The organism is Noviherbaspirillum album, from assembly GCF_035916955.1.
In the GTDB taxonomy this organism is placed as follows: Bacteria; Pseudomonadota; Gammaproteobacteria; order Burkholderiales; family Burkholderiaceae_D; genus Noviherbaspirillum; species Noviherbaspirillum album.
In genome coordinates, this window is the sequence record NZ_JAWIIV010000053.1 from 1 (window position 1) to 18,452 (window position 18,452).

Consider the following 18,452-nt stretch of genomic DNA (forward strand, 5'->3'; position numbering starts at 1 on the left):
GCTTCTGCATACATGCCTCCATGTCAAAAATAACATGAAGACTCACTCAGCGGGTGGCTACACGATTTCTACCAGGTCAAAGGGGGAAATGAGAAACCGCACTAAAATGCCTGCAAAGTACACTTACCCCGTAACAGACAAATTTGATGGGCCAATGGAAAACATAGGCAGTGAGCTCGATTTGCGTACCGGTGGTACAGTCATGAATGCTGAATTGACAGTCCAACACCGGCAATTGCTTGCTGCGGCTACATCGGACAATACGCGTCGGGCCTACCGCTCCAGCATCAATCATTTCTTGGCATGGGGCGGCCGGCTGCCTTGTGAGGAGCCAATGATCATTGCCTACCTGCTGGCTTACGCCGAGTCACTCAACCCGCGGACCCTGTCGTTGCGGTTGACGGCACTGTCCCAATGGCACCTTCATCAGGGGTTTCCCAACCCGGCTTCCACGCCAACCGTACGAAAAACCATGGCCGGCATCCTTCGCACGTACGGCAAACCCAAGAAAAAGGCCAAGGCATTGCCGGTCGAAGATCTGGGATTGATCGTCGCAGCCCTGGCAAATCAGGTAACCCTGAGTGCGGCTCGCGATAACGCGCTGCTGCAAGTCGGTTACTTTGGCGGCTACCGTCGCAGCGAACTGGTGCAGCTCGAGGTGGAAAACCTGGTGTGGGACCGGGAAGGCTTAGTTATTACCCTGCCGCGCTCGAAGACGGACCAGGAAGGGAAGGGGATCGATAAAGCGATTCCGTTCGGTGAAGAGTCGATTTGCCCGGTAAAGGCGCTCAAGACATGGCTGCAGAAGGCCGGTATCGAATCCGGACCACTCTTCCGCCCGATCAGCAAGTCGGGCATGGTCGGGGCCGTTGGGCTGCATCCGGGCAGCGTCAATGAGATCCTCGAACGAGGTGCCAAGCTTGCCGGACTGGATTATGTCCCAATGCTATCGAGTCACAGCCTGCGCCGCGGCATGGCGACCAGTGCGTATCGTGCCGGCGCCAATCCTCGAGACATCAAGCGCCAGGGCGGGTGGCGCCACGATGGAACCGTGCAGGGCTATATCGAAGAGGCAAGCCAGTTCGAGGAGAACGCTGCTGTGGCGCTGTTGCGTCGAAAGCAAAAGAGTTAGCCGGCTTCTGGCACTCCAAAAGGCATATTGGATGGTAGTTGCTTACGTGCGCTACACCTTAGTGCCTGGCAAAGGCAGGCCTGGAACAACTTTGCGCAAATTCCGGAACCAACTTTAGTAAAACGGACGACGACCGCCGCCAAGCCATCGATACACGCCTTGACCGGCTCATACTCGTGGGCGGACTCTTTTTTCTTGGTGATGGTGCCTGCCTCGAGCTGCACCGTCACCAATTCCTGATAGGCCGCCACCGGCACGCAGTAGCGGTAAAAATACCGGTCTGCCAGCGCGTCAGCATCCACGTCGAACAGGAATGGTTCAAGCAGCAGGGTCTCGGCTTCAGTCATTGCGGTGCTCCTAAGGCAAGATGGTGTGCAGCATGGATTGGAAAGGTTGGTACAGCCGCTCGGCGATCGCGCGCTCGGAGGGGTGCGGGTGGGCGGACATGGCCGCCGCCAACGTGGTGTGGCTCTGGACGATACAACTCGATTCTTTGGTGTCAGTCTCCGGTGGCTGCCGGTAGACTCCCGGCGAAAAGCGCTCATCGACGAAAGCGACGAACACCGGCACGCCGCCGCGGATGCCACGCCCTACCGTCTGCCAGAGCGAGGTGATCAAGTCCCAGGCGAACTGCTCGCGGGTATGGTCCGACATCAGGCCATACGCCGTTCTCAGGGCAAAACCGTCATCCAAGGCGCGCTGCGCCTCTTTGCGAAACCAACGGGCGGCCTCATCCAGGCTGGCGCCCTCGGGCGGCCGGCAGCGATCCTGCAAGACTTCCATGGCAAAGCGGTTGAGCGCACCGATGACGACATCGAGATTGTCCGGGCGGGGGTGGGGGCGGTGTAGAAAGTAAATTGTGGAGATCGCCGCAATCCCTCGTCCCGGGAGAACGATGTTGTGGCCACGCGAGATTGGCTGCAGCGGGGCCACCAGGATGCTGCCATCAGGTGCCTGGCCGAAGATTTCAACGCGGGAACGCGGCAAAAAGTGCAGGCGCGGCACCGCCAACGGTGAAGCGCCGGCCATGCCGGTGCTCGCCTTCTTGGCTTCGGCATCGGACACCAGGCAATAGGCGGTGTGATGGCCATCAGACAGGCGGGCAATGGTTTCGGCAACGATGCGCGCATCCTGATAGTTGTTGACGACTAACAAGGCCCGGCGGCGCAGTTCGTAATGAGCGCTGCCATCCTGATCCGTCGCTGCCAACTCCTGCCACTTTGCCTGCAGCACGGTGCCTGCCGCCTGCTTGCGCATCATTTGGGTGGCAATCTTGCGCAGGTTGTCCTGGCGCTCATCCGTGCTGAGGCCGGACACCCGGATCGGCGTCGGTCCCAGTGCCGTATATTCGCAGCGGCTCTTGGCCAGCGCTTCGCGCTCCTGCTGCGGCTGTTCGAGGATGGCGCAGACCGGCCATTGGACGTCAAACAGCGGGGAGGCGGTGGCGGCAGAGCCCCCGGCCCAACTGGTGCCGGACAACAGCAGCACGTGGGGACCGGCCTGGTCCTCTGCCTGCAGCAACCGGTGCAGATTGGTCAATAAATAGCGGCCGATCGTCAAATGGTTGGTGAGGCTGAGCGAACCCCCTGATTCCGCGTCCGAGGTGGACGGCTCGAACAACAGCCCGAACATGAATCCGGTGAGCGGGCTGGGGACCAAGCCACTATATTGACGGATGATGTTGCTGGCCTGCCGGAACACCGCGGTGTCGGACAAGTCGAAATCGTCCTCGACGCCGCCGATGTTATGCACCAGATAATTGAAGCTGGCCAGGCAGGCATTGGTCAAGAGGGCCAGGGTAATGGCATACGCACGCGAGGCGGCGTCCGAGGGTGGCCGCGTGCTGCGTGAAAGCGGATGGCGCCGCGTCTTCTTAGCCGGCGAAGCCGTTCCCGCGAACACCTGCAACGGCCCCTTCTCGATGGCTTCGATCAGTTTGGCTTGCAAGCCTTTGGCGTTTTCGCGCATGCCATCGGTGACGACCTCCTCCAGGACCGTTGGCTGGAGGTCGAGCAGGAAGCGGAAGGCATCGATCAACTCCACGTCGTTGCTGCAGGCACGCAACAACGCTTCTTTCTCGGCAGGCGTGGGAAGATCCAGATCCACCACGGTGGAATACACGACGCCATTGAGCGCCGCCAGTTGTTCGAGTTTCTTGACCGCGCCGGGACGGTCGGCGCTGACTGGCAACAGTTTGGACAGGATGCTGCTTGCAGTGAACGTGCGACTGTCGACGACCCAGTTCAATGGCGTACTGCGGCTGATGAGTAGATGGTAGATGGCGGCAATCGCGTCTTGCAGCACGTTGTACTGCCGGTGCCATAACAGGTTGGTGCGTTTCCCATACTGGGCGCCGCCCTTGGTGTTGATTGAGATGGCGAGCGCCTCGGAACTGGTGCGCGTGAATGCCGTGCCGCTGGAGGTCAGCAACGCTTGGTTCTGCGTACATTCCTTGTCGAAGGCGCGCTGAAACTCGTCCGCCTCGTCGATCAACACCACGTCCGTGAGAAATTGCGCCGCCTCGGGAAACGACAAGCTTTCAAGCAGAGCATACTTTTGCGGCGTCATCAGCAAAAACGCCTGCGGCGTCATGGCGACGACGTGAGCGCTGCCGAGCTGGCGCTGCTGGCGGTGGGTCGGACACACGGTCAGGTAAGGGCAGGTAACGTTCTTGTCCTGCAACGGGGTGCCGTCCTTGCGTGTGTTCGGCTGGAACAGGATGTCGCACGGGGGGTATTTCAGCTTGTCCGCGAACGAATGGTCGTTTTCCTGATAGCCCTCCAGCGGGCAGGCGGTGTCAAGCGTTTCGGTCAAACCGGCCGCCGCTTCCATCGATTGCTCGGTGGGAAAACCGGCAGAGTTCCAGAGCGCCGCGTTCAGGTGTTCATCGCGTCGATTCAATGAACTGATGACGGTGGCTTTGTCATACCCATGCGCCTTGACGCGGGCGATCAGTTCGGACGCGCTTGCCGTATCCTTGCTCAGCACCAGCACGCGCTTGTTGAATGCCGGGCTGATGAGCACAAACAACAGCGCTTGCAAGAGTGTGCTCTTGCCGCTGCTGAGCATGCCGACAACGTGATGCAGGCGATCGAGGTATATGACGCCATCACGAAAAAAACCTTCCCCGAGGTCGGTAATGCTAACCCGTTTGAGGCGGTCTTCCAGATGCAGTTTCGGCAGCCACGCCGGAAAGCCCGGCGCATTCTCGCGCGCGTCGGCCACAGCGGCCGTATGCAGCAAGAGGCTCCATGGCACCGCGATGGCGGGGTTGTTCTGGCGGCGCGTGAGATCGAATGCCGCGCCGCGTGCCGTGGGCGCCGGCAGCATGATCTGGATGCGGTCCTGGCTGTTACGCCGGCGGATATAGGCCTTGCCCTCTTTACCGTAGAAAAATTCCCGGGTTGAATAAGGGGCTGGTGTGGCAATGATGCGGTCAAGCAGTGCGAAAGCCGCGCTGCTGGCATGGGAGGAGGGGCGAATGCCCCCGCCGGCAACCAGATATGCGGTGTGGGGCGCATGGCGGGCATGCTCTTCCAATGCGCCGTTCCAGGAAAAGCGGGCGGCGAGTCCATGCGCATACTGACGCAACCGAAACAGCGGCGCGCGCAGGTCTTCACGCAACCAGACCGCGCAATGACCCTGCAGCAGGATCGGCATCACGCCTACCTCGTCGGACTGTAGATGTTTGCAAAGGAAATGCAGACACAGGTCTGCCAGAAAGACCCGGCGTTTGACCTTGGCGTCTGCCAGTTCCAGGCTCGGGTAGACGGTCGCGATGTAGTCATTCATCCACGGCCAGAAGTTTCTCACAGGGCCTCCCTCAGTTCGGCAAGCAAATCGCTGCCGGGCAGAATGCGCGCCTCGGTGCGCAGGCCGGAGCGCCTGGCCCGCGTGAACTGCTCGATGTAGCGGCGGTTGATCTCAAGCAGATAGTCCGGCACAACGATGGCAAGCCGGTGCCGCTTGAATGCCTTGTATTCCTTGAAGCTGCGCGCCAAACCAATCGCCGAGCGATGCACCTTGACGTCGACCGCCCAATGCTGCGGACGTGTTGGGTGGTGTATCAGCAGGTCGACCGCGTCCATCTGTGGCCACAACTCGGCGTCGTAGCCTAGCGCAAGCACATCCTCATATAACTGGACTTCCGTCACGCCGGGCAGCGCCCAGAACAGGCGCGCGGGACGCTTTAGTTCAAGCATGTCCGGCCCGTAGTCAAGCATCTGTGGTCCGTGCTGCTCCAGCAGCTGCCGTGCAAGCGGATCGCGGCTCTCCGAAGTCCAGACGCCATTGACGCGGGTCACGCGCACTTTCGAGACCGGGCAGATCGGCACCTTGCCGTCGACGCAGTGAATGGGCAGGAGTGGTCGGTAAAACTGGTTGACCAGCTCGATGGTATCCGCCGGGTGCCGACGCAATACCGGGTCCAGTAAGAACACGGAGCGGCTAGCGACCGTGGGCGAATCAATGACGGTACGCCGCCATGCCACATAGAACGCCTGCGCATCGGCAGGCGCCATGGTGCTGCACGCTGCCATCACCGTTTCGTAGTAGCGGTGCTCTTCATCGACGCTGCTTGCGCTGACAAATCGCAGGCAATCTTCCGTGATGCTGCCGCTCTCGAACAACACGACAGCCCCAAATTCCTCGGCATCCGCGCCATCATAGTCCGGACACCACTGGTAGAGCGGCTGCTGGCAAGCCACCAGGAATTCAATCAGATTGACCGGATAGAATTTGCCAAGCTCGATATTGAGTAGGGCGGCCAGGTTAAAGCCGCGTCGCAGCGGCAAAGGGTAGGGTGCGAGAATATGTCCAATCTCGTCGACTTTCTCCTGAAGTTCGACCAGGCCCCTGGCCAGTTCGCGCACCATGGACTCGACGCTCATTACCGCAGCAGGCGTTTGAGAGGAGACATTCAGGCGTTGCAGGCGATCCCAAATCTCGGCCGGAATGGCGTCGATATCGCCTTCGGCCTCCCAAGCCAGATAGCGGTCCAGGCGCGGCCTAGAGATACCGAGTTCCTTGGCGGCACGGGTCTTCCAGCCATGCCTAGAAGTATCGAAGACCGCATTCAGTAACGCTGTGAAACTAGCCGCCATCGCTTCCGCCATTGGTTGCTTAATCCTGCTGCACTATACCCGCGCTTGTGGGCGTTGCAAAGGAAAAGAAAGCGAAATCGTTACAGTTGTAACGCGTATCAATATTGCATTTTAGAATAAGGGGTTAGCATACTTCGTGTGCCAATTAGGGGTCCCCTCGTTTTTCGTGCAGCTTACGCCGGTAGGCGGACCTAGAATTTATGCCGGTTTGCGGGAGGTATTTTCCGAATAATCCCATTGAATCAATAATTTGCTGTCTACCCCCCTTTCCCGCTATCGACACTGCAATTAGGCTGGTCGGCTTTGGTATGTATGCGTTGACGGATTTCAGATACCAGTAGCAGGAACTGCTGTGCTGGTCGGCAGAATCCGATTCTCGTACTCTGCTAAAGAAAAGTCGAACGTCCCCCGCAATTTGCTTGTACGCGTCCAGCGTACGCCCGGCCATGCGGACGAGGCCGATATGCAGGGCCAGCGCTAGGCAGTATAGATCCGAGTGCCGCGAAGCAATTAATTCAATCTCCTTGGGTTAGAAAGTAAAGGAGATGTCAATTCGAAGGCAGTGAGATCGTAGGGTATCTGTCGCAAGCCAAGATAAGGTACGCTCCAATGGCCCATTGTTCAATTATGAAAAAGGAAAGGACCGGAATCTCACAGCCCTAGGCAGAGGTCGACAGCAAGTTATTGATTTAATGACAATATTTAAAACACGCTTGCCGCAAAGCCGCATGGATGCTTGCTCGCGCTACCGTCGTAATCTGCAGTAAAAGCGAAAGCACCCCTGGACTGCACTTTGCAATGCAAACCGAGGTTAAATGCTCCTCTTACCGATTGTCGTCGGATTTCTCGTCACTTGATGGCTTGGAAGTTGCCAGCGCAAGACCGGTATAAACCGTGAACGAAACTAACGCCAGCGTTAGGCCGCAAAATACTTGAAACACAATCAGAAACTGCGTGAACCAATGCGTTGGACTGATATCGCCGTACCCTACTGTGGTTATAGTCACTCCGCTGAAGTATATAGCCTGAATGATGTTGGTAAATTGAGTCGTACTTTCACCGTACTTGAATAGCCACGCCGGAAGAATGTAATAGAACACGCCGAAGCCGACAAGTAGTTCGAGATAACTACGGAATGCCAACACTAATCGATCTCCATAGCCTAAAGCACTTGCCGATGGACCATGATTGAGTTTATCAACTGCATCGTCAAGGAACGCTTTCAGAATCTCGAACGCTCTCGAGAAGAAGAACAGGCCCAACGGTACGCAAACCACATAATTAATGAATCTGTTGAGCTCGTGGCCGTAATACTCTTGCTTGAAAAGAAATCCGATAGCGCCGGCAAATAGAACAGTCGTCCAGAAATATGTCTCGTTGAACTTCTTGATTCCCGCTGTAAGTTTCGTTTTACCGTCGTTTTGGGAAAGTAATTCCGATTTTACTATTTCGGCGAGTTTGTATGTCGGAGAAAGAATCCAAAATAGAGGGTGGGATTTCTTAATCATGTGGGAGTGCGAGGTGGAATCGGGGATGCTATTCTAACCACTTAAGTTTAACGGCACTACGTAGGGGCATCAACTGGGACAGTGCGTCAAGTGCTGCTCAGCAGTGCCTACGAGGCCCACTATCGCGACATCGCTGTGCGTCACAAGGGTGGCGGGATCGACTTGTCGCGCGTGGACTCCATGATCGCTGTGCGGCTGCGGGCCACCGGACATGGTCAGGATGAGATCGCGACCGTGCTTGAGGCCTGTGCGCCGTCGATTCGTACCGCCGACGAAGGCCGCAACTGGCACGACTATGCCCAGCGGACAGCACGGTACGCCTTCGGCCCGGACGGCTCGCGGATGCTGGCCAAGATTGAGCGCTACCGTGAGCAGTTCCTGCGCCTCGAAGGCGGTGATCCAGCCTACGAAGGGCCGAGGATGGGTGTTTGATGCCGCGCGCTGAAACGCTCACATCTGTACTGCCAGTTGGCTTTGCGGCTGACGAGCTTGCAGCCGGTGCCCGTTGGGTGGCTGCCCGCATCCGCCCTGCTGCAAGCACGCGCAGCATTGCCGCCGCGCTCGAAGCCTTGCAGGCGGTCGCTCATCGTGCCCGCCGTGGCCCTGTCTGCATTCCCGACCTACTGGCCGATTTCGGGCTTGAGGTGCTGCACATCCCGGCCTCGCAGTCAGGCACGTGCCAGTTGGTCGGCCTTACCGGCGAGATCGACCAAGCAGCTTTGTGCGACATCGGCCGCGCGCTGCGCGCCGAGTTCGTCGCCAGCGGCGCGAACATGCTGCGGCTTGAATCCGACGATGGGTCGGAGCTGATCGTGTACGCCATCGAGGTGCGGGCCATCGTGATGGCCGCCACCAACATTCAACTCACGTATGGGGATGCTTGAGCCAAAGTATGAGTAAGAAGTAGTGTATATCGATGCCTACGTTTGATTGTCAGCTTGCCTCAAGAGGCAAGGCCTAGGTCGCCCTCTGTGTCAGCAATGCCTTGTTCTCGGATCAGTGCACCGGTCTGCTGCTTGGTAAGCGCGGATCGACTCTTGTTGGCGGTGTGGAGCTTTGCGATGGTTGGCATCTCGGCAGCAGTGAAAGTGACCGGCGAGTCCGGGTTGTTTTTCTGGCTGTTCTTGGTCATCTGAAGTGCGATGACTTCGGGATCAACGCCGTTGGTCAGCGCAGAAGCGACGCGGGCGGCGGCGTGGCCAGTACGACTGGTTTGCGTAGAAGTGAGTTCCTCCCATGCATCTGCTGCGCTATCAGCAATTATATTCAGATCAATGCTCATTTTTTAGCCTCTTTTAGCCTAGTGCTCGCGTTATAGCGAGCGGGTTGTCAACGGCGGAGCTATCGGAGCCGCTGTTTTTTGTGTCACGACTTCATGCTCTTTGTGATGTCTGAAATCGTGGGTTGTGTCACGCCATACTGATCAGCGAGTTGTCCTTGCGTGTATAAGCCGGAGCTGTAGAGACCTTGAATTTCCTTGCGCTCTTTGTCCGTTAGTCGCGCCGTGCTTGTTTGAGGAAGGCAGTTGCTAAGGTGTTGCTCAAGCGAGTTCAGTTGCTGCTGAACCGAATTCAGTTGCTGTCGCTGTTGCCATGCCGCTTCAAACGCTTCCTTGGCACAGTCGGGGCTGGTTGCTGCAATTTGCAAGATCGCATTACTCAGTTTCTGAGTTTGGTCTTTCAAATCTTGAACCGCCCGCCTTGTAGTCGCGATGTCGCTGCGTGAGAAGCTCTGCTGCTGTGCAGCTTGCATAACTTGCACCGTCAGTGTTTTTTGGGTGATCTCGTCTTCAGGCGGCACGGCTTTCTCCTTGCAGCAATGTGCTTGCACATACAACACATATTAAGGATATGTGTTGTATGTGTGCATGTCAAGTAACGCAATGGCAGTCCCGAAAACGGTCGTTTTCAAGACACGGCAAACTTTTGTCTTGAGCCATGGTTTTTTGAGTGCAACACTGCCTGTAAAGTCGTCTACTAAACTATGTATTGATCCTGTTTATAAATCAAAGACAGAAAGGGCAAAAATTGGCTATGCCCGCGTCTCGACCGACGACCAGAATCTTGATCTGCAGCGCGCTGCGCTCGGCAAAGCCGCATGCGGCGAGATTCATCTTTAAATGAATATTTGCGCAGCTATCTCAAGCAACACACCCATATGGAGAAAGACGAAGGCAAGTGACGCCCCAGAATTGACAGAGGTCTGTTATCTCTACGGGGCGACAGGTCTTGCAATATTGTCAGCATCAAAAATCTGTCCTAGTTTTAGCTGGCGACTCTCTTTTGCCACGGCTACCAAGACGCGGGCCAATCAGCGCCAGGTCCGCCTACCGTCGCAAACAGCATCAAAAACGAGCGCACCCCCAACTGTGCGACTTCGAACGGATGGGACTTGAAGACGCTGATGCAATATGTCGGCGGAAGGACGTACAGTCAGCAATGCGCTATGTCGATGCCGCCGATCCCTTTGCCAAGTTCAGGATACGAACTTTGCCGTTCTCGAGCAACTCTACCGAAGACGAATGCGGTACAGGCTAGAGAAGGGTCACGCTGTTAGTGTGGGTCGAAGAATCCCACGATGCGGCCCAGTCTACCGTCTGCATCGAATTCCACGAAGTCAACACCGGCCTGCCGCGTCGTGCCGTCGGACGTAATAAACCGCCAGTAAAACCGCCCATTGCCGTGGTGCGTCTCAATGCCACTTGTAATCTCGATGCGACACCCGGGAAAAATAACATGCACGTTCGCCACATACGCGTCAAGCTCGCGCCAGTGGTTGAAGTGCACCGTCGGATCGGTGTACTGCGCGGTGTCGGAGCAGACCTGAGCCAGCATCGCACGGCGCTTCTCCGCCTCCGGTTCGCCCCATGCGACACAGTACAGCCTGACCGTCGCCTCGGCGGCCTGTTGGAATTGATCAGCGTTCATACCAGTCTCCGTCGTTCAGCCGACGCACCAGTGTAGCTGCAGGGCCGAGCGGAACAGGCTGATCCAGATCAGAGGGAACGCCGGCTTTCCAAAACTGGTCTCCGAGGATATAGTCATCGGCCCACCAACCAGCCCACGACAGGCGCCGTCCTGTTCTTACCTGCCATCAATGGAAGCTTTCACAGACAACCAGTACCAACAGGCGATACGGCAACTGTTCGACCGCTGGCGCACCAGCAGTGACGCGTTCGACGACCATTTTGTCGAGGATGGGATCGTCTCGCCGCCGCACTGGGCTAGCGCCCCTGTACGGATACTCCACGTGCTCAAGGAGACCAATGACTATCAGACGAGCATCACCGAACTGATCCACAAGGTGGTAACCACGAAGCGGAAGAGCGAGTTGTGGTGGCGGCCCACGTTTCACAACGCCGGACGGTGGACGCACGGTCTGATGCATGGGGTTGACGGCGGTGAGGCGGATTACAGGGTGGCCCACCGCAACAGGCGCCGCGCACTGCTGCATTGCGCGTTCATCAACCTAAAAAAAACCACTGGCGGCCGTACGGCCACCATTGCCGTGGAGCAGGCGGCGGAGCGCGACGCTGTGTTCCTGCGTGAGCAGATCGCGCTGATTGCTCCGCAGATCGTTGTCTGCGGCGGCACACTCGGCATCGTGAAACAGTATCTGTTTCCGGACATCGGCAAAGTAGCGCCGCGGATGCACGCGCGCGACGACATGCTGTTCATCAACGCCCGACATCCGGCCTACGTGGAGGAGCGCAGGCGAATGTTCGATCAGGTGGTCGGCAGCTACCACCGCCACAGGAACGCCCCGGCATCCCGCACCGAGGCCGTCGGCGCATGACTTGTGCCAACTCAGCAACCGGGAGCCGCGTTCACAGCAGGATATAGCGTGGATTACGCGTGGCTGTACGAGATCGAGACACTCCTAACGCCGACCATGTTCGCAAAATTGATCAAGGAAAAGAACAAGGGCGGGTCCATTCTTTCAGACTGGCAGGTCGGAGGTGACAATTCTCGCACGCGTTGACGCCTTTCGCCGCGTTAGATTCTCCATTTGGTCCGACACTTTGAAGGACTACGTGGACGAAACGCCGACGTCAGAGCGTGGCGAAGGATGGCCCTACCATCTCGGCTTCCATGCAGAGGGCACTAGGATCGACAAGTTAAGACTACGGCTGACGATCAGGACTGATGGCGATGGCGGCAAAAGCGAGCTTGAGTTCACCTATATCCCTAAGCAACCGGTTGGGTCAAGCGGGTCAAACGATGACTTCGGCCAAGGAGGTGTCTCACTCGTTCCTGCGAACGGAGTCCGACAATGCTTACAAACTCATCATGGCGGTTGAGCCGCACTTCATCGGGCAGGATGTGGAGATTGATCTCACAGACGACGCGAGGCTGCGGCTCACGACCGGATGCGGCGCTTGTTTAATCACGGTGGCGCTCGCTGACGACATCCATCACCATCTGGCCAACAAGACCACGATGGCCATCCTCGCGGACTTCGAAGACAACCAGGTGCCCACTTTCGCGCAGCCACCTCTAAAACCGGAAATCGGCGGCGGCCGCGCATTCGCCGGGCAGGGCTGACTACGGCACACGGCTCCGCGGCGGGAGGCGCGCATGCGCACGCCTCCGAGACCTGCGTCAATTTCCCTTTGAAGTGCCCGGCGGGTTGTTGCCGCGGCCGGGTCCGGAGGGCTTGCCCGTGGTGCTCGGTCCATTGGGCGGGCGGGTGTTGGTGTAGACGTTGCGCATAATGTGCTCCTTGCTGTGTGGTTAATGGCCGGCGGCGCTTGTCGACGCCTCCGGCCGGAGAGTGCGTTCGGGACAGGAACGCCCGTAACACCTGCGGCATTGTAGGAAGCGCGCCTGCCTAGGGTGTGCAGTTCCATGGAAAAGTGCTGTCTGCCCGGACGCGGAACCGGTCTCCCGTGCCACAATCACGCCAATCCATTCCCGATACAGGCACTGCACCGTCCGCATCATGTCCACCGCTTCCGCCACGCAACCCGACATCCCGCTTTTCGAACCGCTGTGCGGGCGCGGCGAGCCGCTGACCGTCCATCGTGAGCTGCGCTTGTTCGGGGACGCGATCGGCCTGACGCCTCGCGTTCCGTCGGTGCCCAGCGCCGCGGCATTGATACTAGTGCTCTGCGGCGCGTCGGCGGACGCCCAATTGCGCTTTGTGCTCGGGAAGGCGCTGTTCAAGACCTTCGAAAACGCGAGGCGCGGAAAGAACCGCCCGAGCCTGACCTCGGTGAGGGCGCTGCGCGTGCAATTGGGCAAGGCGTCGGACACGCTCTTTCTCGCACCCGGAGGCGGCGCGCCGACGGACGACCAGCTACTAGCGCAACTCGTTGGCGGGATGTCGGCGGATGGTCTGGTGCCCGAGTTGCACGAGATGGGGGCGCGGCTGCTTGGGACCCTAGAGCGGTGCCGCGACAGCATGCGCGCCTGCCAGGACCCGGCCTGTCCGCGCTGCGGTGCCGCCCTGATCACTGAGTCCGGCGAGTGGTGGCGCCGGCACGCGCCCGGGGCGGACGGAGCGGTGCAGCGGTTCGTCGACCGCGTGCTAAGCCTGCTGGCGTTCGTCGAGCTGTGGGACCACCGGCTCTCCAGGATCGCCTCTAACCGCCGCCGTACCTTTTCCTTCGCCGCCATGCTCGATCCGGCGCGCACCCCGGTCGGCCACTTCCTTGAAGCCTACGGGCGCTTGGCTGGCTGTGCCAACCTCGGCGAGCTGAGCCTGCTACTAGTGCGGCGCGGCGTCACGCACACCGGCGGCCGGCGGATCAGCCACGACCTGCTGCGCAAATGGGCAAGCCGGAATTACATGATGCCGCCGCGAGCGGCCGCAGCGCTGGCAAAGGCTGCGCCTGCCGGCGACCGCATGCAGTGGCAGTTCGAGGTGGCGCGCTGGCTCACCTTTGTCTGTGACCTGGTGCGCGCGGCTCCGGCGGATGAGATTCCGTGGGAGGGCGCGCAAGAAATCGTGCGCGTCCGATACAAGACGCTGGCGCAGAACGAACGGATACGGCGCGCGAAGACAAGGAAGCCGCTGCCCGCCGGCATGGCGAAGGCAGCAGACGCTGACAAACACCGGTGAGCGCTCAGATCCGTCCACGACGGCCGCCCGGCGATCACGCGATGAAAAAACCAGCAGGCGCAGACAAGGAGCACGGTGGCGCACAGGAACCAGCGATGCGGCGAGTGCGATCCGGGGTTACCGTACTTTCAAGCAATATAGTGCGCTTCGGATGAGAAAGCTAATTGGGAACAAGAACTTATACTGGGGCCAATAGGAAGATTTTCTGAGGGCTGATAAGCTATTGAAATAAAAGAGGCATTTTGCGGAAACCGCGCTGACCTGGGGGCAAAGTACGCTTACCCCTTTGTTCACTGAGCATGGGGCGCCGGTTGACGCTGAGTACTGGCCTGCAGTAAAGTGCCGGTCCTCGGGGCGTAGCGCAGCCTGGTAGCGCACCTGATTTGGGATCAGGTGGTCGCACGTTCGAATCGTGTCGCCCCGACCATAAAACGTCGTACTGATGCGGCCTCCGATCTTAGTGAGAACTAACTGGGCGCCGTTTCTCTAATATTCTCTTCGTCATTCGGGTACCGTTCCGGTCGCTGGCAGTACTTCTGTACACGATTCTGGTTGGTCCTCGTCAGGCACCTTGGAGGCAGCATGAGTATAGACCCTTCTGCACAAACTAGCTCAGACAACTACGCAACAATCTGGAAGGAGGACCTTCTTGATCGCAAAGAGAATGCTCACTTCCTTACAAATTATTTAACAAAACGCTACACAGCGGCGAAAGCAAAAGGTCGCGCCGATACTATCGTTTTGAATATCCGGGCGCAGTGGGGCTTTGGTAAAACATTTTTTGTAGAGAGATGGATAAAGGAATTAAAGCATTCTGGCTATCCTGTTGTGGCATTTGATGCTTGGACAAACGATTTCTCAGAAGATCCATTGATTGGATTCATTGCAGCAATTGATGAGGCTTTGACCGAGCATTACAAGAAGGTACCTAACGTTACTAAAGTTTTGGACAGAGCATTGTCGGCTGGTAGAAAGTTGATCAAGCCGGTATCCCTTGGCATAGCTGGTGCCCTTACCAAGAAGTTGGCAGATCTGACCCTCGATGAAATCAGCGATCTGCTTGCCCAGCCTGACGAAATCCAAAGCGCAGATAAGAATAAAACAGAGAATTCAGACGAGAAGGATGGCGACAACATAGTTACGGAAGTAAAGTCTGTTGTCGCAGAAGCGGCTGCGGCAGCTGTAAAGGAGCACCTCGGCAAGAAGGAAACCATTGCAATTTTTAGAGATCGATTGAAGCAGTTAATTAACGTGCTTGAGAAAGAGGCCGGTTGCCAACTTCCGATTTTCATTTTTATAGACGAATTGGATCGCTGCCGGCCCAATTATGCGATCGAATTACTTGAAGCCATAAAGCATTTGTTTGGAGTGCCAGGCATTTACTTCATTGCATCTACAAATTTAGACCAACTTATTCATTCTGTGAGAGCGATCTACGGCGAAGGGTTCGATGCGGAGCATTATTTAAAGCGGTTCTTCGATCAGGAGTATTTTCTACCGGCACCTGACGGCGCACGTTATACCAAAGTTCTGTTTGACCGGTATATGCCTGAAACGGGTACGATCTATATCGATTCGTTCCTGCAGCAAGGGCCTGCCATAGAATCTCAGCAGAAGCTTTTCACAGCATTTACAGTTGCTTTTGAATTGGACTATCGTGGCCAAGACCAAGCCATGCAAGTGCTACAGGCTGTGCTTTTGAGTTGGCCAGAAAAGGAGCAGGTAGTGTTGCCGTATCTGCTTTTCCTGATATTTATCCGTCAGAGATCTACATCAGCTTTCCAAGCACTCTCCAACAAGAATCCACGTTCACGCGACGAACTTACGAAAATTCTTGCACCGTTAAATTTGGTGGATGAAAAAATCAAGACGCATCCTTCCAGGAGAACCGGCGATGATGGTACGAATACGATCACGGAGCTAGCGGAAATCTTTCATGCTGCGTCTGGAATGACTACGCGCGAATTGTACGAAGACGACGAGTCTAATGAATACGCTCCTCAAGTACGTCGACGGCTTGCTGACATAGCCGGTGAAGCTAGTGGCGGGCCTATGCCGACGTATAGTACGCTTAAGGCATATCACAAGCGTGTCAGCCAAGCTGGCCAACTGATTAATTTTTCGTAAGTAAAACATTCCGGTCCACTGTAATCATCCTTATGATTTCGCTACAGGCCTGTTCAACCGGACATTCCAAACAGGCACGTCCCGTGGTTTGATTTAAGCCTATGTGGTAGCCGCCGTCGTATGGTCGCCGGCGATCTGCAGGTCCTGAAGCGTGTGCCCTACCATCCATTACTGCCCTAGTGTGCTGCTGGCTGATTGATCGATATCTACTAGTCCAAGATAGCTTTTTGCACACGCTTGGTGAGCGTAGAGCGTCTGGGGGCGCTGATACATCGCTCGCAAGGAGGCAAGAGTCGGCGTAGATAGTCCCAGTACTGTGCCGACATGACGGAGCAGGGCTCGCGGGAAGGGAATAGAGAGGTCAAAGGACCGGCTGGCATTGCGGAAAAAGAGGAGAAAAACCGCCGCGCCCGCACGATGGGCGGTACGAAAGGTGGTGTTTAAAGCGGCGACATCAGTTCGGCTCAGGTGGAAATACTGGTCTAGCTCAAAATCCGAAAGCCGTCTGGGCAACGAAGTTGCACCGACATACCGCAAGTCGTACCGCGACATGGCAAACCCCACGAATAGAAATGGGGTGGATTTTGCATTGGGGCAACTTCTCGATGAAACGTGTAGGATTGAGTGTCGAGGATGGGTCTGACGACGGAAACGGCCTTGTCAGTAAAGAGGGAAATGAGAAACCGTACATGGACGCCCCCGATTTGCCAAGCTCTCGATCCATGATGACGCGAAGGTAAAGATTGCACCCGTACATTCGGACTTTGTCTGTAGCGCTTTGCCACTGTCCCTGATGGGATATGCTGGCTGGCTCCTCAATCGCACTATCGCACTTTTCGTGCAGCGGTTTCTAGGGTTTTGCCAACCACGGTCTTACCTGGTTTGCCATCACTTCATGATTGCCTGTGCAATTGTTGGAATCAACTGCCGGTTGTTGCTACCACCTACGAGCCTTTGCTGAGCCGAGCTGATTATGCGCCAGCATAATCAGCTCGGTACTGCCTGTCGTGTACCAACAGCGCCCAAACTGTTCGCGCATTCTTGTTTGCCAATGCGACCGCTGCCACGTTCTTATGTCGCCGAGCCAGAAGATTCTTCAGCCATCCATACGCGTTGACCCGGCGTTCGGCATGCCGAATCACAGCCCTGGCCCCGTGAATAAGCAAGGTACGTAGATAGCTATCGCCGCGCTTGCTAATGCCTAACAGATTCGATTTGCCCCCCGTCGAGTGCTGCCGTGGAACTAACCCAAGCCAGGCTGCCAGTTGTCTGCCATTGGCGAAGTTCTTTGCATCACCTATGGACGCAATCAACGCACTGGCTGTAATCGGCCCGATGCCCGGAATTTGCTCTAGCCTACGGCTGAGAGCATTGGAACGATGCCACATTTGGATCTGCACTTCCAGTTCGCCAACCTGTCGATCCAGTTCCTGGAGATGATCGAGCATGCGCTGCACCAGTTGCCGAAACACAGCTGGCAATTGATCACCAGTCTGCTCAAGCAGTGCCGGTACACGCCCAGAAAGGTGAGCTATGCCCACCGGAATGATCAACCCGAATTCACTCAATAGCCCTCGAATCTGATTGCCCTGTGCGGTACGCGCTTTGACCATTCCTTGCCGCACCCGATGCAGCGCCAGCACCGCCTGCTGCTCGACATTCTTTATCGGTACAAACCGCATGCTCGGCCGGGTGACCGCTTCGCAGATCGCTTGGGCATCGGCCGCGTCGTTCTTGTTAGTCTTGACATAGGGCTTGACGAACTGTGGCGCCATCAGCTTTACCGTATGGCCCAGCGCCTGCAGCTTACGCGCCCAGTAATGCGCGCTACCACACGCCTCCATGCCGAGCAGACACGACGGCAGGTTGACGAAGAACGCCGCCATTTGCTCGCGCTTGAGTTGCTTTCGGAGAACCGTTTTACCTTGTGCATCCACGCCATGCAGTTGAAACACGTTCTTTGCCAGATCAATGCCAATTGTCGTAATCTTCATGGTGACGCTCCCCTCGGTTTAAGTGGCTGGTTGACACTTCCACTTTGGCACATTCGATGCCGTTTCGGGTGGGGGCGTCCATCCCATTGCACTAAAATGCGTGTAAAGTATACTTACCCCAAATACATAAGCAATGTGAATGGCGACCTGAAGTATGCAGTACTACGTCCTCGACAAAAAAGGAGGCGGGAAAGGAAAGTGTGCGAAGCCACCTGCACAGTATGTTTGCCCTTACAGCGTCAAACTTTACTGCTGAACGACGGTCTTTCATATGCTAGGTTTTGTACGCCTGCACTTTCTTTTGCTACATATGGAGGAAATCATGGGCAGAACCCCGAATGACGACCGCAGCGACAGCATGAACCCCAACAACGATGCCTACCATGACGCCAGGGACAATCATGCCAACCAACTCAATCAGAACAATGACGCATATCAGGGGGAAAAAGAGTCAGACGATGACGAATGAAGGTCTGGCTGTGCTGTCTCTTGATGGAACAAATATACCCTCTGTATAGGGGGTAAC

The 18,452-nt window shown here is 56.8% G+C and carries 18 protein-coding genes and 1 tRNA gene; 10 read left to right on the top strand and 9 right to left on the bottom strand.

Annotated elements, in window-relative coordinates; translation table 11 throughout:
- The coding region (locus RY831_RS30185; protein WP_437126342.1) for a site-specific integrase at positions 1–1,132 on the top strand (1,132 nt) is incomplete at its 5' end.
- Here RY831_RS30185 and RY831_RS30190 read toward each other — a convergent pair.
- From RY831_RS30190 to RY831_RS30205, 4 genes are all read right to left on the bottom strand, one after another.
- Positions 1,129–1,479 carry a hypothetical protein gene (locus tag RY831_RS30190; RefSeq protein WP_326510022.1) on the bottom strand — a complete coding sequence of 117 codons (351 nt, stop codon included), beginning with the start codon at positions 1,477–1,479 and terminating at the stop codon, positions 1,129–1,131. The genes RY831_RS30185 and RY831_RS30190 overlap by 4 nt on opposite strands.
- 10 nt (positions 1,480–1,489) lie before the next feature.
- On the bottom strand, positions 1,490–4,945 hold the full coding sequence (locus tag RY831_RS30195; RefSeq protein WP_326510023.1) for a hypothetical protein: 3,456 nt from the start codon (positions 4,943–4,945) through the stop codon (positions 1,490–1,492).
- On the bottom strand, positions 4,942–6,234 hold the full coding sequence (locus RY831_RS30200; RefSeq protein WP_326510024.1) for a restriction endonuclease-related protein: 1,293 nt from the start codon (positions 6,232–6,234) through the stop codon (positions 4,942–4,944). Before RY831_RS30200 ends, RY831_RS30195 begins: the two co-directional genes overlap by 4 nt.
- An 824-nt stretch (positions 6,235–7,058) precedes the next feature.
- On the bottom strand, positions 7,059–7,742 hold the full coding sequence (locus tag RY831_RS30205) for a potassium channel family protein (protein WP_326510025.1): 684 nt from the start codon (positions 7,740–7,742) through the stop codon (positions 7,059–7,061).
- 81 nt (positions 7,743–7,823) lie between these two features.
- Between RY831_RS30205 and RY831_RS30210 the strand changes: the two genes are divergently transcribed.
- Both RY831_RS30210 and RY831_RS30215 read left to right on the top strand, forming a co-directional pair.
- A complete protein-coding gene (locus RY831_RS30210) occupies positions 7,824–8,174 on the top strand; it encodes a hypothetical protein (RefSeq protein WP_326510026.1) in 351 nt (116 codons plus the stop codon).
- On the top strand, positions 8,174–8,626 hold the full coding sequence (locus RY831_RS30215) for a hypothetical protein (protein WP_326510027.1): 453 nt from the start codon (positions 8,174–8,176) through the stop codon (positions 8,624–8,626). Before RY831_RS30210 ends, RY831_RS30215 begins: the two co-directional genes overlap by 1 nt.
- A gap of 59 nt (positions 8,627–8,685) precedes the next feature.
- On the opposite strand, the gene RY831_RS30220 is transcribed toward RY831_RS30215, so the two are convergent.
- A complete protein-coding gene (locus tag RY831_RS30220; protein WP_326510028.1) occupies positions 8,686–9,024 on the bottom strand; it encodes a hypothetical protein in 339 nt (112 codons plus the stop codon).
- Between the two features lie 83 nt (positions 9,025–9,107).
- Positions 9,108–9,542, bottom strand: a complete 435-nt coding sequence (locus RY831_RS30225) for a hypothetical protein (protein WP_326510029.1) — start codon at positions 9,540–9,542, stop codon at positions 9,108–9,110.
- 82 nt (positions 9,543–9,624) lie between these two features.
- On the opposite strand from RY831_RS30225, the gene RY831_RS33460 reads away from it, so the two are divergent.
- Positions 9,625–9,861: a recombinase family protein gene (locus tag RY831_RS33460; protein ID WP_437126343.1), complete on the top strand. Its 237-nt coding sequence runs from the start codon at positions 9,625–9,627 to the stop codon at positions 9,859–9,861.
- A gap of 433 nt (positions 9,862–10,294) precedes the next feature.
- On the opposite strand, the gene RY831_RS30235 is transcribed toward RY831_RS33460, so the two are convergent.
- Positions 10,295–10,669: a nuclear transport factor 2 family protein gene (locus tag RY831_RS30235; protein WP_326510030.1), complete on the bottom strand. Its 375-nt coding sequence runs from the start codon at positions 10,667–10,669 to the stop codon at positions 10,295–10,297.
- 169 nt (positions 10,670–10,838) lie between these two features.
- Between RY831_RS30235 and RY831_RS30240 the strand changes: the two genes are divergently transcribed.
- From RY831_RS30240 to RY831_RS30260, 5 genes are all read left to right on the top strand, one after another.
- A complete protein-coding gene (locus RY831_RS30240; protein WP_326510031.1) occupies positions 10,839–11,537 on the top strand; it encodes a hypothetical protein in 699 nt (232 codons plus the stop codon).
- A 425-nt stretch (positions 11,538–11,962) separates the two neighbouring features.
- Entirely contained in the window at positions 11,963–12,286 is a 324-nt protein-coding gene (locus RY831_RS30245; protein WP_326510032.1) for a hypothetical protein, read from the top strand.
- A gap of 397 nt (positions 12,287–12,683) precedes the next feature.
- A complete protein-coding gene (locus tag RY831_RS30250; protein ID WP_326510033.1) occupies positions 12,684–13,805 on the top strand; it encodes a hypothetical protein in 1,122 nt (373 codons plus the stop codon).
- Positions 13,806–14,155: 350 nt separating this feature from the next.
- Positions 14,156–14,232: transfer RNA gene (locus tag RY831_RS30255), tRNA-Pro, on the top strand.
- Positions 14,233–14,387: 155 nt separating this feature from the next.
- The gene (locus RY831_RS30260) at positions 14,388–15,932 is read left to right on the top strand and encodes a KAP family P-loop NTPase fold protein (RefSeq protein ID WP_326510034.1); all 1,545 of its coding nucleotides are present in this window, start codon (positions 14,388–14,390) and stop codon (positions 15,930–15,932) included.
- 168 nt (positions 15,933–16,100) lie between these two features.
- Here the strand turns inward: RY831_RS30260 and RY831_RS33310 are convergent, their stop codons facing one another.
- Both RY831_RS33310 and RY831_RS30265 read right to left on the bottom strand, forming a co-directional pair.
- The gene (locus tag RY831_RS33310; RefSeq protein WP_367576111.1) at positions 16,101–16,484 is read right to left on the bottom strand and encodes a DUF4158 domain-containing protein; all 384 of its coding nucleotides are present in this window, start codon (positions 16,482–16,484) and stop codon (positions 16,101–16,103) included.
- Between the two features lie 419 nt (positions 16,485–16,903).
- The gene (locus RY831_RS30265) at positions 16,904–17,926 is read right to left on the bottom strand and encodes an IS110 family RNA-guided transposase (RefSeq protein WP_326510035.1); all 1,023 of its coding nucleotides are present in this window, start codon (positions 17,924–17,926) and stop codon (positions 16,904–16,906) included.
- A 322-nt stretch (positions 17,927–18,248) separates the two neighbouring features.
- On the opposite strand from RY831_RS30265, the gene RY831_RS30270 reads away from it, so the two are divergent.
- Positions 18,249–18,395: a hypothetical protein gene (locus RY831_RS30270; RefSeq protein ID WP_326510036.1), complete on the top strand. Its 147-nt coding sequence runs from the start codon at positions 18,249–18,251 to the stop codon at positions 18,393–18,395.
- Positions 18,396–18,452 lie beyond the last annotated feature (57 nt).

Excerpts from the sequence above, each read along its gene's own strand:
- RY831_RS30190 (WP_326510022.1), bottom strand. The coding sequence starts at position 1,479 with ATGACTGAAGCCGAGACCCTGCTGCTTGAACCATTCCTGTTCGACGTG.
- RY831_RS30200 (WP_326510024.1), bottom strand. The coding sequence starts at position 6,234 with ATGGCGGCTAGTTTCACAGCGTTACTGAATGCGGTCTTCGATACTTCT.
- RY831_RS30205 (WP_326510025.1), bottom strand. The coding sequence starts at position 7,742 with ATGATTAAGAAATCCCACCCTCTATTTTGGATTCTTTCTCCGACATAC.
- RY831_RS30215 (WP_326510027.1), top strand. The coding sequence starts at position 8,174 with ATGCCGCGCGCTGAAACGCTCACATCTGTACTGCCAGTTGGCTTTGCG.
- RY831_RS30220 (WP_326510028.1), bottom strand. The coding sequence starts at position 9,024 with ATGAGCATTGATCTGAATATAATTGCTGATAGCGCAGCAGATGCATGG.
- RY831_RS33460 (WP_437126343.1), top strand. The coding sequence starts at position 9,625 with ATGGCAGTCCCGAAAACGGTCGTTTTCAAGACACGGCAAACTTTTGTC.
- RY831_RS30235 (WP_326510030.1), bottom strand. The coding sequence starts at position 10,669 with ATGAACGCTGATCAATTCCAACAGGCCGCCGAGGCGACGGTCAGGCTG.
- RY831_RS30240 (WP_326510031.1), top strand. The coding sequence starts at position 10,839 with ATGGAAGCTTTCACAGACAACCAGTACCAACAGGCGATACGGCAACTG.
- RY831_RS30245 (WP_326510032.1), top strand. The coding sequence starts at position 11,963 with ATGACTTCGGCCAAGGAGGTGTCTCACTCGTTCCTGCGAACGGAGTCC.
- RY831_RS30250 (WP_326510033.1), top strand. The coding sequence starts at position 12,684 with ATGTCCACCGCTTCCGCCACGCAACCCGACATCCCGCTTTTCGAACCG.
- RY831_RS30260 (WP_326510034.1), top strand. The coding sequence starts at position 14,388 with ATGAGTATAGACCCTTCTGCACAAACTAGCTCAGACAACTACGCAACA.
- RY831_RS33310 (WP_367576111.1), bottom strand. The coding sequence starts at position 16,484 with ATGTCGCGGTACGACTTGCGGTATGTCGGTGCAACTTCGTTGCCCAGA.
- RY831_RS30265 (WP_326510035.1), bottom strand. The coding sequence starts at position 17,926 with ATGAAGATTACGACAATTGGCATTGATCTGGCAAAGAACGTGTTTCAA.
- RY831_RS30270 (WP_326510036.1), top strand. The coding sequence starts at position 18,249 with ATGGGCAGAACCCCGAATGACGACCGCAGCGACAGCATGAACCCCAAC.